Consider the following 13,574-nt stretch of genomic DNA (forward strand, 5'->3'; position numbering starts at 1 on the left):
ACGGGGTCCGTATCACCTTCGATGATCAGGGCGCCATAGACGCCCGTCATCTCCTGGAATCCGGAATGCGAGTGATACCAATAGCTACCGGTCTGTTCCACCTTGAAGCGGTAGGTGAAGGTTTCGCCTGGCGCGATACCGTTAAAACTGATGCCCGGGACTCCGTCCATTTGGAAGGGCAGGACGATGCCGTGCCAGTGGATCGAAGTCGGTTCGCGCAGGCGGTTCGTGACACGGATCGTGACGGTGTCACCCTTGCGCCAGCGCAGTGTGGGCCCTGGCAGCGTTCCATTGATGGTTTGCGCAACCCCTGGCTTGCCGGTGAAGTTCACCGCCGCGTCTTCGATAACAAGGTCGAATTCGGTTCCGCGCAGCACAGGAGCCGTACCAATCCCCGCACGACTGGGAGAGTTGGATTGAGCCCATCCGCCCGTCGACAGTCCGCCAAGAGCTCCCAGCACCCCGCCTGCTGCTAGCCCTTGGACAAAACGGCGCCGGGAAAGGCCCATGTGCTCGGGCAGGACAATGTCCGAAGACAGTTTCGATGGCATTAGTGCTTCCTTAGACACTTCATTCGCTCCAGGGGAATGGAGCAACGAGCACAGGTTAGGGAAAGCGGACTAACCTCGGAATTACCCAAAAATTACATTCCCGTAAGGTCGCTGTAATGTACAAGCCTCGGCATACACTGGCGGTCTTACTGTGGCTATGCCGGCATCCATTGGGGTTTTAATGAAGTTGTTGGTTGTTGAGGACGAACTTAAGACGGGGGAATACCTGCGTCAGGGCCTGACCGAGGCAGGCTTCGTGGTGGATCTCGTGCGAAACGGCCAGGATGGGTTGCATATGGCCATGTCGGAGGTGTACGACCTTCTCATTTTGGACGTCATGCTGCCCGATCTGGATGGCTGGAAGATACTCCAGCGCGTGCGGGCAACCGAGAACGCCGTGCCCGTGTTGTTTCTCACGGCACGCGACAGTGTCGCCGATCGGGTCAAGGGACTTGAACTAGGAGCAGATGACTACCTGGTGAAGCCCTTTGCGTTTTCCGAGTTGCTAGCGCGTGTGAGGACGCTACTTCGGCGCGGCGCAGGCGGCCTGCCCGCCGATCGCATACAGATTGGTGACCTCACCCTGGATCTGCCACGCAGGAGAGCCACCCGAAGCGGGCGCAAGATCGTTCTGACGAGCAAGGAATTCTCCCTGTTAGAGTTGTTTGCGCGTCGGCGTGGAGAGGTGCTTCCTCGCTCTCTGATTGCCTCCCAGATCTGGGACATGAACTTTGATAGTGATAGCAACGTGATTGACGTTGCAATTCGTCGCCTTCGCGCCAAGATCGACGACGGTTTCGAACCGAAGCTAATCCAGACGGTACGCGGGATGGGGTATGTTCTCGAAGTGCCGGAGGGCGATGAATGAGGCGGCGCCTGTCTTTGACTACGCGGCTGACTCTGTTGTTTTCGTTTTCGTCAGCGGTCGTATTGTCCGGTCTGGGCGTCCTCATTTGGTTGGCAATGGACAGGCACTTCGCAAACGAGGACTATGTGGTTCTTGGCGACAGTGTTCGGCTCATCCAGAAAATCACCAAGGAATCGCCTTCAGCCAACACTCGTGCGCAGTTGGAACAGATGCTGGAGCACCATCCCGGTTTTGTTGCACGGGTCCAGGCCGAAAGCGGTGGGACTCTGTACCAAACCAAGGGCTTCGACTTCGCTCTTGCTCTTAATGCAGTTCGCACACTCGGAAAGAGTGACGACAACCTGCTTTGGCGGCAGGATGGGCGTGTCTATCGCGGCATGCAAGCGCTAGCGACGACACCGAGCGATAACGGCAAGCTCCACATACTAGTGGGGATGGATACTGATATCCATGCTCATTTCATGGACGCATTTTGCCGGTCCTTAGCGTTCTATATCACCCTCGCCGTCATGGCCAGCGGCCTGTTCGGATGGTGGGCCGCGCGGCGCGGCCTAGCCCCGTTGCGAACCATGGCAGCCCGAGCCAGTGGAGTGACTTCGCACAAGCTGGATGCGCGGATGCCCGTCGAGACCGTGCCGGTGGAGATGGCCGATCTGGCCGTCACCCTCAATGCAATGCTGGGCCGCCTCCAAGAGGATTTTCGGCGGCTTACAGAATTCTCCTCTGATATCGCACACGAATTACGTACGCCGCTCACCAATCTGATGACGCAGACCCAGGTCGCGCTCTCCCAGCCAAGGAATACTGAAAAGTATCGGGAAGTGCTGGCCTCCAACGCCGAAGAACTTCAGCGTCTTTGCCGCATGGTGTCGGACATGCTTTATCTCGCAAAAATGGAACACGGTCTGACGCTCCCCAGCGAGGAAGCCATCACTATCAGCGAAGAGGTCAAAGCATTGTTCGAGTTCTACGATGCCTTGGCAGAGGACAAGGGAATCAGCCTTTCCGTGCAGGGCGACGCTCACGTCTGGGGCGACAGGCTGATGCTTCGCAGAGCATTGAGCAACTTATTGTCCAATGCGCTGCGCTATACCCCGCGCGGCAAGGCCATCGTAGTTACCGCATCGGAAGAGGATGGCACTGCGACGCTGGTTGTGGAGAACCAGGGTCCGGAAATCAATCCGGAACTTTTACCGTCGCTTTTCGACCGGTTCTTTCGCGCTGACAAGTCTCGCAACCGTGCCGACGCGGAAGGGGTCGGTTTGGGTCTGTCGATCACGAAGGCTATCCTGACCGCGCACGGCGGCACCATATTCGTTCAGTCCCATGGCGGCCACACAAGATTCGTCATGACATTCCCGCAAGTTGCAAAATGAGGCATGCGGCCTTTCGCTACGCTCTCGCTGAATAGGAGCGCGCAATGTCCGGCGAATACCACTGGACTGGTGTTAGTCGCTGCCCTTGGTCGGGTTGCCGGGGTGCCTTAAGGTGCGAAGAGTCGCGGCCCGACACATCGCTTAAGGCATGTCACCAGCGAACGTGGCGTCGACAAAGGCCCGCAACTGCGTCAGGTCCGTCCTGGCATAGGCCGCCGTGGTCTGCACGGAAGCGTGGCCGAGCAGTGCCTGGGCGGCGGGCAGCGGCACCTGGTGGTCAACCACCAGCGTGCGCGCATAGGCATGGCGCAGCCAGTGCGGCGATGCGGCGCGCAGCAGCAACGCCTGTGACGGCTCGCGCGCCTGCAGACCATCGGCCACGTCAGCAAAGATCGTTTTGACCTCCCGATAGAGGCCTGCCTGCTGCAGCGCTTCGCCCTTGTTGCCGTGGATCACGGGCAATGTCTCGTGCGCGGGCGGCTCGGGCGGCAGGCCGCGGGCGTGCCGGTAGGCCCGCAGCACCACCACGCACGACGTCGGCAGCGGAATGGCGCGCACCTTGCGCCCCTTGCCGCAGACATAGAGTGTCCACCGTCCGGGCGCCTCGACCTCCAGTCGGGGCAGTGCCGTCTCATCCGACCAGGCCAGTTCCGCTAGGCGCACGCCTGCATAGCGATACAGCGCCCAGATCGCCCGCCGTCGCCACGCCGGCAACGCATCGTCGGCACGGTTCGCCTCCAGCCAGGCATCGCACGCGTCCAGCAGCGCCGGCGGAATCAGCCGCGTCGGCACAAAACCGGTCCGCGCACGACTGCCGGCAGACAGGCCGGCGGCCGGGTTGGCATGCAGGTAGCCGGTGGCGTACCAGTAGCCGTAGAGGCTGGCCACCACGGCCAGTGCGCGCGTGCAGGTCGCTTCGGACAACGGCGGCGGGGCGGCCTCTGTGCCGGGTTCGCCGTGCTGCAACGTGTGCCGGTAGGCGAGCAGTTGCTGGCGCGTCAGGTCCGACAAAGGCCCTACGCCATGCAAGTCGCACCAGCGCATCAGCCGACGCAGCTCGGCGCCATAAGCGCGCAGCGTATGGCGCGATCGGCCGGTCCGGTCGCGCAGAAAAAGCGCCAGCGCCTGCGCGTCATCGATGGCGCCCAGCGTGTTGGCAGCGCTCTGCGGCTGGGCAAAGCGGCCGGCGCGCGCGAGCCACGCGGGGTCGGCAAGACCGGATGCGGCCAGCCATGGCGCAGCCACCCCCTCCGTTGCCTCTGTGGCGGCCAGCACTGCAGTCTTGCTCCCCGGCAAGGCGGCGCCGGAACGGAAGCGGCGGCGGTGCGTGTGCAGCAGCCGGGTGAGGACCGTCTCCCGGCTGGGCGCCTGGTCCGCCGGCGCGGCGCGCAGGCGTCCGCGCTCCCAATACTCGACCGCCCCGTCGTGGGCCAGCAGCAGCTTGAGGACCGTCGGCTGCGCGGCCTTGGCGTCCGCGAGCGATCCATACCGGCGCTTGATGCGCGTGAGGGTCCAGTGCGCGTACACCGGATGCCCGAGCGCTTCGGCGAGGTAGGCGAGCGCCGCGTCGACCGTCGCCGGCAAGGGGCGCGGCGGCACCGCGCCCGTATCGATCCAGTCGGCCGGATTCATGATTTGTCGCGGCGCTTGGTGCCGGGATTGGTGCCGGGCTGGTGGTCGGGCTTACCGGCTGGCTTGCCGGCCGGCCGCGGCACGCGGGCGACCTTGGCCGAGGGCGGTGCGGCGGCCAGCGTCGCGCGCAGCAGCTCATCAAGCTGGGCGCGCTGGCTGGCGGTGACGGCCTTGAGGGCACTCGCTTCTCCGACGGCGGTCTGGCGCGCGGCGCGCTCGCTGGCGAGCTCGGCGTCCAGTCGTCCGCGTTCCTCCTCGAGCGCCGCGATACGCCGCTCGGCGAACTTGAGTTGCGAGGCAAGTTGCGCACGCTCGGCACGCACGGCGTCGCGCTGATGGGCGGTTTCCTGCAGGAGCTGCTTCGACAGCGCCTCGTAGCGCGTCTGGACGGTAGCGATCGCCTCGATGTGGGCGCGCTCGTCCGCCCCGGCACGTGCCTGCACGGTCGCCAATGCCGTTTCGAGTTCGCCACGACGTGCCGCCTGCGCGTCGGCCCGTGCACTGGCGGCCGCGAGAGCAGCGCTGGCTTCGGCCAGCGCCGTGTCGCGCGCGGCCAGCTGCGCGCGCACCTCACTGAGCTCCTGGCGCAGCAGCTCGACCCGCAGGTCGGCCTCGGCGCGGGCGGCCTGCGCGGCCTCGGCGGTCTGTTGCGCCTCGCGCCGCAGGCGCACCACGTCGTCCAACTGGACCGCCACCGCGGCCTGCCAGAGCGCGCGCATCGCTTCGGCGATCTCGGCGGGAAGCTCGGGCAGGGCCAGGTCGGCCAGGCCCGCGCGCACGACTTCGGCCTCGATGGCATTGAGCGTGCGCGACAGGGTCGCCGGGTCGCCGCCGCCGAGGCGGTCGCGCAGCTTGCGCACCGACACCACGCGGCGAAAGCGCGCGGCGGTGGGCGGCGCTGCATCGCCGGCTTCGGTCAGCATGGCCAGCACGGTGGCGCGGATCTGGTCGGGCGTGGCGGCGAGGCGGGGCATGGCGATAGAAAGCAGTGGATGTGGCCCCTATCTTACGCACGAATATAACGTTAGGAAAGGTATATTCCTGCGGCTTAAGGAAATGAAAACAGGATAAATGTAATTATCTTGCCAAAACAGGCTGTCGCATGGCTCGCCGGCGCGCTGTCCGGGCCCAGGGCCGATCAACGGTTCAAAACAGGGAGCAAAGGACCAGTCAGCAAGTGACTGATTTGACTGGGGTATCAAGCGAGCAATGCCCGGAAACCCGCGTAGATGCTAGGGGCTGCTACCCCGGTAAAGTGTAGGGAAATCAAAGGGACCCCGAATAGCTCGGGATTCGGTCAAAACAGACGACGATGAACTTGCGCCGGCGCAGATAACGCGCAGGACCGTGCGAGCACCTCATACCAACAGGCGAAGAGAGCCTCGTTTCCAACACTCCTCCTCTGGCTGCAGCGAAGCTGGCTCGGACGTGCATGCCTGAGGGAAGGAGAACTCTTCAACCGTGAGTAGCGCCTCAGGGTTAGTCCAATAGGAGATGCTCTAGCGTCGCGCCGAGCCAATAAGTCGGCAGCGCGGGTTTCGCGTTACGGAGGCTAAGTGTCCGGAGATGCACTTTGTGGGTATCTTCGTAGCGAACAGGCGGAATGTTGAATAAATCGGTGCCACGGCGCGAGAGCCTAGTAGTTGCTACCCTCCTTCCCGGGGGGGGAGAGGTTCTTGTTGAGCTTCCTGTGTGCAGCTGTTGTTTGCGTAGCGCGCTTGCATTTTTCAGGCCTCATTCCTTGCTAAACTCGTGAGCGTCCATAAGGACGTTCAACCTTCACAATAAACGACTAGAAGGGGGATTGACCGGCTGAGACCCAGGGAGTCGCGTGCTGAAATGGCAAGCCGGCCAACGAGAAATGACGAGCACAGAGAACTCAGAAAGTCAGCAAAGACTAGAGCAATCGTTGATTGATATTGCCGTAGAGAGCTGGCGCTTTGCAAAATTGTTCGGGCGTGTCTTGAGCAAGATGGACGCGGGTGAAGGCACCCGATACGTGAATCAGGTTCGCTACTTTCACAAGAAAGTGGAAGAGAGCTTGTCCGAAAGTGGCCTAAAGCTTGTGAACGTCGAGGGCCATCCATTCGATCCTGGTATCGCAGCGTCAGCGTTGAATCTCGGTGACTTTGCGCCAGAGGACGTCCTAATCGTTGATCAGATGATCGAGCCCATCATCATGGGCCCGGACGGTCTCAAGAGGCAGGGGACCGTTATGCTCAAGAAGGAACACCAATGAAGTACATCGGCATCGACCTGGGCACGACCAATAGTGCCATCTGCTCGTTCGACGGCGAAAATGTTCGCCTTTACAAGAGCCCAGAGCAGAACGATGTGACCCCGTCAGCGATTTTCATTGACCGACGCGGAAACAAGTACCTTGGCAAGCGAGCATACGACAGTGCTGCGAAGAATCCAGATAACGCTGCGGTCAAGTTCAAGCGCATGATGGGCACGAGCACGCCCATCAAGCTCGACGCAGTATCCGTCACGATGACTCCGGAGGCTTGTTCGGCTGAGATCCTCAAGCTTTGTTTCGGCTATCTGCCCGAAGAGATTCGTAATAGTGGCGAAACTGGCACCGTCATCACGGTCCCAGCTGCGTTCAACCAAATGCAAAAGGACGCCACACTGGCCGCGGCGGAAATGGCCGGTCTCGGCCATGTTGCACTGATGCAGGAACCAGTCGCTGCCGTGATGGCCGTTATGCGCCAGCGCAAAGGTGATGGAATCTTCCTCGTCTACGATCTCGGCGGCGGTACTTTGGACATTGCGATTGCGGAGAGCATTAGCGGCCGCGTGAGCCTTCTGGCTCACGGCGGGGTAGCTATGTGCGGCGGCACAGATTTCGACAGGTCAATTCTCGACAATGTAGTGAAGCCCTGGTTGCTGTCGAACTTCGATTTGCCGCCAGACTTCTCCGTCGCCGCAAAGTACAAGCCTCTTTTGCGCATGTGTTTGTGGGCCTGCGAGAAGGCAAAGATTGAGCTCTCAGCCAAGGAAGATTCAGTCATCAGCCTGAACGAATCGGATCTTGGCGTGCGCGACGAGTCTGGGGAGGAGATTTATGTCGACATTCCTTTCATCCGCTCCCAACTGGATGACCTAATCGCCGAAAAGGTAGAGGAGGGCATCATCTCTGCACGCGATACCCTGGAAAAGGCGGGACTCAGTGCTCAAGACGTGGGGCGCATCGTCTTCGTAGGCGGACCAACGCAGTACAAGCCTTTGCGTGACAAGGTTGCCTTTGAGCTGGGCATCGCACCATCGCTTGATGTCAATCCGATGACTGCGGTTGCCGAAGGCGCTGCAGTATTCGCTGAGTCGATTGACTGGCAGTCGCAAACGCGCGGACGCAAGAGCTCCCGAGGCGCGCTTAGCGCTGGTGGGGCGCTCGATATCTCGTTTAACTATATCGCGCGCACGCCGGATTCCAGAGCCAAGGTTGTCGCGAAGCTTGGCGGTACGGCACTCGAGCGTGCAGAGTTCCAAATAGATAGTCTCGACACCGGTTGGTCGTCAGGGCGGATACCGCTCAAGAATGGCGCTTCGCTAGATCTGACGCTGTCGAGGCCGGGGGAAAACACGTTTAAGGTCTTTGTTTTTGACGCCGACGGTGGACCCTTGGGGTTGACGGACGACAAGATCGTCATTGCCAGGACCGCGGCGAGCATCGACGCTATCCCGGCCTCGCATTCTGTAGGGGTGGAAGTTCGCGACAAAATGGGCGGACGCTTAGTATTGGACTATTTGGTGCGCGAAGGCGACCAATTGCCAAAAAAGGGGCGTAAGCTCTTCCGCGCCGAAGAGTCGTTGCGGGCTGGATCGTCAGACTCGGTGAAGATCAAGCTGTGGGAGGGCGATATTTCCGACCCTATTACCGACAACCGTTTCATTGGAATGTTCGCAATCAAGGGGACCGACTTCCATGACAACGTCATTGCTGCCGGTGCAGAGTTGGTTTGCGACTACGAGATTTCGGACTCGGGAGCCATTTGGGTCGAGGTGTCTGTGCCGTCCATTGGCGGTTCGTTCGATAGTGGTCGAAACTTCTACTCGCGGATTGACGCACTGATCGACTACACGAAAGCTGCGGCGCTCGTGCGGGAAGAGACCGAGCATACGTTGAAACGTCTCCAAGACATGGCAGCCAAGGTCGACGATCCCAAGCTGAGTCAAGCGCGCGAACGTCTTGCACAGGCTAGCAAAGCTAACTCGCGTGACGCGGATGAGGAGGCCACTAAGCAGGCAATGGATCATGTGCAGGAAGCCAAGCGTCTCCTGGCACTGGCCCGAAAAGACAATCTTCCAGAAATCCGGCAGTTGGAGCTGGATCGGCTAAGGGAATACTTCGACGACTATGTGCGTGAGCATGCACGTCCGACGGAGGCCTCTGCCTATGACAACCTGGCGCGTACAGCGCAGCGCGCGATAGACAACAAGAGTGGGGATTTCGAGTCGCTGGCGGATGAGATGCGTACAAAGAACTTCCTCATCTTGTGGCGTCAAGACTGGTATGTCATTGACCGGTTCAACTGGCTGGCCAGGGACGCGCATCTCTTCCCAGATGGTGCCGAGCATGCTCGTCTTTCACAGCATGGATCGGATGCCATGCAGGCCAATGATATGGAAAAGCTCCGTGCGGTGGTCTTCGAACTGGATTCCCTGCGTTTCGGCTCGACTAGCGATGCCGATGACATGATGGCCGCGGCTAATATCGTGCGGAATTGATCATGGCACTCGAGGCATGGTTGCCCATAGGTTTCAAGCTGGAAGGGGGCGCGCATACAGGCCTGGCACTGTTCACGGGTCATGACTGGCAGATTGTGGACACGCGAGATGGTGGGCGGGCGTTGGTTGTCGGTGAGGATCTCCATAAGCGATGGCGAGGGGCTGGCCTGATTAGAGAGGGCCAGCTTCAGGAATTTGACTTTGGCCCACGCCGACTCTTTTCGCTGACTTCCGGATCCGGCCAAGTTTTAAGCCCGGTATTTGGTGGTGCTTCGCCCAACACGAAAGCAGAGGCTCTGTCGTTCGCGGTGGCCCTAAAGGAGACGCGTCGACTGGACGCTGACACTCCGATCCAGGACGCCCTGTACGTCGAACGGATCAGTCGCTTGCTGCCAACGTACGGCATCACGCCACGGGTAGATGATGATGTGGTGTTGGGTTGCTGGCTCACTGGCGGTGTTCCAATCTCTGCGAAGTCGGTCCGGCGCCTTCGTCAGACCTTGACCTGGCTGGGTGCAAAGCACTTGCAGGATGTAATTGAGGCGGCCGGCATTGCCTCTTCCTCGATCATACCCGCTGCGGACGGTGTTTCTCGTGTCGAAGTAGCCGATGGAGAGTGCCCAAGGGTGACTGCCTCCGGCCGTGAGCAGGAAGAACGCCGACAGTTTGTCCTGGCAGGTCGCCCGGCGCTGACGGCGTTTTTCAACGAGCACGTTGTAGACATCATCGAGAATCGCGAGCGTTACAAGGCGCTGGGTATTGATTTTCCGGGGGCAGTGATCCTTCATGGGCCGCCAGGATGTGGAAAGACATTCGCCGTAGAACAGTTGGTCGATTTTTTGGGATGGCCGAGCTTCGCGATTGATGCGTCCAGTATTGCGAGTCCATACATACACGAAACGAGCCGCAAGGTAGCCGAAATCTTTGAGAGCGCGATTAAGAGCGCACCATCTGTATTGGTAATAGACGAGATGGAGGCCTTTGTTGCCGACCGCGAATTCGGAAATGGTCACCATCGGGTCGAAGAGGTAGCGGAATTCCTGCGGCGCATTCCGGAAGCCGTCAAGAATGACGTCTTGATTATCGGGATGACCAACCGTATTGACATGATCGATCCTGCAATTCAACGCCGAGGTCGGTTCGACCACGTATTGAATGTCGGCTATGCGAGCGCAGCGGAAGTCGAGGCACTACTCGACAGTATGCTGACGAAGCTTCCGAAGGATGAATCCGTCTCGGCGACGTCGCTTGCAGTCCAGTTAGCCGGAAGACCTCTATCTGATGTGACATTTGTCGTTAGGGAAGGCGCGCGCTTGGCTGCGCGGGCCGGGAAGAATGTCCTCGACCAGAAGAGTCTTGAGGATGCATTAGCAAGTACCCCATCCCGCACCGAGGATAGTGGGGATCGGAAGATTGGTTTCCTTTGAGGCGACGTAGAGCGCAAAAAACAGTATGAATAACAGCGGGAAGAAGGGATTTGGCGGTCTGTCGTCATTGGTTTCAGACATCGAGTCAACTCTGGCCGAAGTGTCGACGGCGCAGCCAGAGCAGACGGGGTCGAAAGCGGAAAGGGGCGCAGGCACTACGACAGCGCCATTGAAAGGCGAGCTTCCCTCGGCAGGAGAAGACGCGGGTGGAGCGTCCTCTCCAACACCAGCCAAGGAAAAGACTGGATCGGTTGCAGGTTGGTATGTGGCAATCCTAGCGATTGCCCTCATCTTCGTTTTTTCAAAACTCATCGAGGATAGGGACGCACAGGTTGCTGCGAAAGCGCCTGTGGAAGACGCCGTACGAGCCGAAACGGCAGTTCCCGCGCCCCCGCCGGCACATACACGGCCAACTCCTGTACCCGCGGTGGTTGAGACAGCTCCACCGAAGCCGGCGGTTCTCCCGCCGGTGCAAACTCGCCCGTCAGAAGTTAAGCCTCCAGTTGGCTCGAATAACGTCCTCTCGGTCGCTGAGATTCGCTACTGCGAAGCTGAGAAGATTCGCCTTGATACGGGCGAGAAGGTTACAGACCGCTATAGTCAGGCCGCCATTCGAACGTTCAATGCCGCCGTCACGGACTTTAACAGTCGCTGCGGCTCATTTCGATACCACGGTAATGACGTTCTGACGGCTAGATCGGATATTTCCCAGTACCGCGGTGAGATCGAAATCGAGGCAATGGTCAAATTCAGATCCACACCTCCGGAGTCAGTCCCTAACGTTCAGCCGAGCAATGTCTATAGCCGGCCATATGGCAATAGTCGCTACGACACCGCTTCACCTTCGTCCACGTATGGCAACGCTTCGACTCGTACTCCGCGGTACGGCGTCACAGCCGATGACGACGAAGAGGAAGAGAAGGAAGAGTAACGAGACCTCAGTAGTCAGGGCGGTCCGACCGCGCCGAAGCAAATGCACTCGTGATAATAAAGATGAACAGCTCCACGACGAACGATTTGGGCCTGAGTACAGAGCTCTTACTTAATCCCTTTGCCGTACTTGGCGCGACGACGCGTGACGATAGGCGAAAAATTGTTGAGTTGGCTGATGAGGCGTCGCTAAGCCTCGATCATGACGTTTGCCAGAAAGCACGTGCCGATCTCACTAATCCGCGTACTCGCCTTAGCGCCGAAATGGGCTGGCTACCCGGCGTGTCTCCAAGCAAAGCTGCGGAGCTCCTTAAAGTCGTTCGAAAGGATCCATTGGCAATTGCCGACCGGGAGAATCTGCCGGTCCTGGCCCACTGCAACCTGCTTACCGCTGGGTTTGATGCCGTTACTGAGAAGCTGGGTTGGGCTAGGGTGGAAGGACTAGTCGAACGGATGGTGTATCTCGTGGACGCCCTGGAAGCAGATTGCGTTTTCAGGGAGATTAATGAGGATCGCGCCGTTTCGGGCTTCCCGGAAGTTCGTAGTGTCGAGTTGGTAGAGGAAGAGCTTGCGGAGCGCAAGCGAAGCTACCGGACCTCTATTCAAGCTGCGCTGAACCGCCTCTATACCGAGGATCTCATTGAAGTGATGTCATTTTTGGTAGAGGTGGCCACCGACGATGGGACGGAGCATGCCCCCGAATTCGTTGACGTGTTGGTGGACAGCTACGCGATCGAGACGCGGGATTTTCTCGATAAAGAAGCCGCCAATATCAACAAACTAATCACTATCGCTCAATCAAAGGCGCAGAGCGCCGACGGGGTTTTGGACCAGCTTGTGGCTTCGCTGGATGTGGTGGTTCGCAACTGGTTCAAGGTGGCCAAGCCTCTAACTATGAGCTTCGCATCGCGAGGACTGGATCATCCACCGAGCAAAGAAGTCGCTTACGGTGTACGGGGTCTAGCAATCGAGCTCTTCAACGACCACGCCAAGTTAGAGCCAGCACGTAGATTGACATTGCTCATCAAGGACGTATTTGCATGCCTGCCTGACCTAATGGAAAGGGTCCGGGCCGATGAAGCAGTTTTGAACGGTGTGGCTGAGCGGCATGAAGCGGAGTCCGCGCTCAAACCTATTTTGGACCTCTGCGCCTCGGTGCGCGAAGGCGTTGAGCGGGATGCGAACATTGGCTTGACTGCGGCGCAACGTGTGCTCGACACCGGGATGAGACTTCTGAAGCAATCCGAGCTCGGCGAGACATCGTCGGGCTATTCTGAGGGATGCGATGTTTTGGCGATGACCGCAATGTCAGGAGTCATTGCCTACGGAAATCTAACCTCAAAATGGGCATCTTGTATCGAGTTGCTTGAGCGCATCAAGGAGTTGGCGCGCGACGACAGGCTTAAGCAGAAGGTCAAGGAGAACCTAGACACTGCCCGAGAGAACGCCAATATGTATGGCGATCTTGAGCCAATACAATCCGCACCTTCGCTACGCACTATCAACGGAATCGGATTCTCACTGTATGGCAACACAGATCTGATACGTTCAAACGGTTCGTACATGGCCACCTACTACTTTGTGGTGCTGTTTGTGCCGCTGTTCCCGCTGGCCAGGTATCGAGTGATACCGTCGCCTGGTGGATACCGTTTCCTTGGCAAGGGGAAGCTCCGTGGCTTTGACCAAGCGCACATTGCTGTGTCGATCATCCTTATTCTGATCTTCCTGTCGAATCTCTAAGGATGATTTCACTCTTCAATTGTCTACGGAAGACTGGAGGCTATCCAAGCTGACGCGTTCTGCCGGAAGTTTGCGTTCTGTCCTTTTCTAGCCATGCGATCCGTATGGTCCCTTGCTGCACGCTCGCATCGGAGTAGAGGTTCAGCATAGTTGGACAGGTCTATTCTAATGCTGTCGGACGCATGCGGAGGATCTATGGTTTATCCCAATGATCTTGTGGTGGCGTACGTCGGGCGACGACGGCGGGGTTCGATTTCAGTATCTCATTGGAGTTACGAACGGAAGGCGCTTGTCCAGACACCATGCGTGTATTTCGTGA

General features: G+C 59.1%; 9 protein-coding genes and 1 pseudogene. 7 read left to right on the forward strand and 3 right to left on the reverse strand.

Annotated elements, in window-relative coordinates:
- Nucleotides 1-17: 17 nt before the first annotated feature.
- Nucleotides 18-551: pseudogene (locus D9X30_RS29860) on the reverse strand (multicopper oxidase domain-containing protein); the annotation flags it as partial.
- Between the two features lie 181 nt (nt 552-732).
- On the opposite strand from D9X30_RS29860, the gene D9X30_RS14580 reads away from it, so the two are divergent.
- Nucleotides 733-1,419: a heavy metal response regulator transcription factor gene (locus tag D9X30_RS14580; protein ID WP_153950329.1), complete on the forward strand. Its 687-nt coding sequence runs from the start codon at nt 733-735 to the stop codon at nt 1,417-1,419.
- On the forward strand, nt 1,416-2,795 hold the full coding sequence (locus tag D9X30_RS14585; RefSeq protein ID WP_153950328.1) for a heavy metal sensor histidine kinase: 1,380 nt from the start codon (nt 1,416-1,418) through the stop codon (nt 2,793-2,795). Before D9X30_RS14580 ends, D9X30_RS14585 begins: the two co-directional genes overlap by 4 nt.
- A gap of 141 nt (nt 2,796-2,936) precedes the next feature.
- Here the strand turns inward: D9X30_RS14585 and D9X30_RS14590 are convergent, their stop codons facing one another.
- Both D9X30_RS14590 and D9X30_RS14595 read right to left on the reverse strand, forming a co-directional pair.
- Entirely contained in the window at nt 2,937-4,427 is a 1,491-nt protein-coding gene (locus D9X30_RS14590) for a tyrosine-type recombinase/integrase (protein WP_153950327.1), read from the reverse strand.
- Nucleotides 4,424-5,401, reverse strand: coding sequence for a DNA-binding protein (locus D9X30_RS14595; protein WP_153950326.1), 978 nt, complete (start codon nt 5,399-5,401; stop codon nt 4,424-4,426). The genes D9X30_RS14590 and D9X30_RS14595 overlap by 4 nt, the downstream gene beginning before the upstream one ends.
- Before the next feature lie 857 nt (nt 5,402-6,258).
- Between D9X30_RS14595 and D9X30_RS14600 the strand changes: the two genes are divergently transcribed.
- The 5 genes from D9X30_RS14600 (at nt 6,259) to D9X30_RS14620 (ending at nt 13,255) form a co-directional block, all read left to right on the forward strand.
- On the forward strand, nt 6,259-6,666 hold the full coding sequence (locus D9X30_RS14600; RefSeq protein ID WP_349632231.1) for a hypothetical protein: 408 nt from the start codon (nt 6,259-6,261) through the stop codon (nt 6,664-6,666).
- Nucleotides 6,663-9,158, forward strand: a complete 2,496-nt coding sequence (locus tag D9X30_RS14605; protein WP_153950325.1) for an Hsp70 family protein — start codon at nt 6,663-6,665, stop codon at nt 9,156-9,158. Before D9X30_RS14600 ends, D9X30_RS14605 begins: the two co-directional genes overlap by 4 nt.
- Before the next feature lie 2 nt (nt 9,159-9,160).
- A complete protein-coding gene (locus tag D9X30_RS14610; RefSeq protein WP_153950324.1) occupies nt 9,161-10,585 on the forward strand; it encodes an ATP-binding protein in 1,425 nt (474 codons plus the stop codon).
- A gap of 25 nt (nt 10,586-10,610) precedes the next feature.
- Nucleotides 10,611-11,516 carry a hypothetical protein gene (locus D9X30_RS14615; protein WP_153950323.1) on the forward strand — a complete coding sequence of 302 codons (906 nt, stop codon included), beginning with the start codon at nt 10,611-10,613 and terminating at the stop codon, nt 11,514-11,516.
- Nucleotides 11,517-11,578: 62 nt separating this feature from the next.
- Nucleotides 11,579-13,255, forward strand: a complete 1,677-nt coding sequence (locus D9X30_RS14620; RefSeq protein WP_153950322.1) for a hypothetical protein — start codon at nt 11,579-11,581, stop codon at nt 13,253-13,255.
- Nucleotides 13,256-13,574: the final 319 nt, after the last annotated feature.

Origin of the sequence: Cupriavidus sp. U2 (assembly GCF_009663685.2) — a bacterium.
Lineage (GTDB): Bacteria > Pseudomonadota > Gammaproteobacteria > Burkholderiales > Burkholderiaceae > Cupriavidus > Cupriavidus necator_C.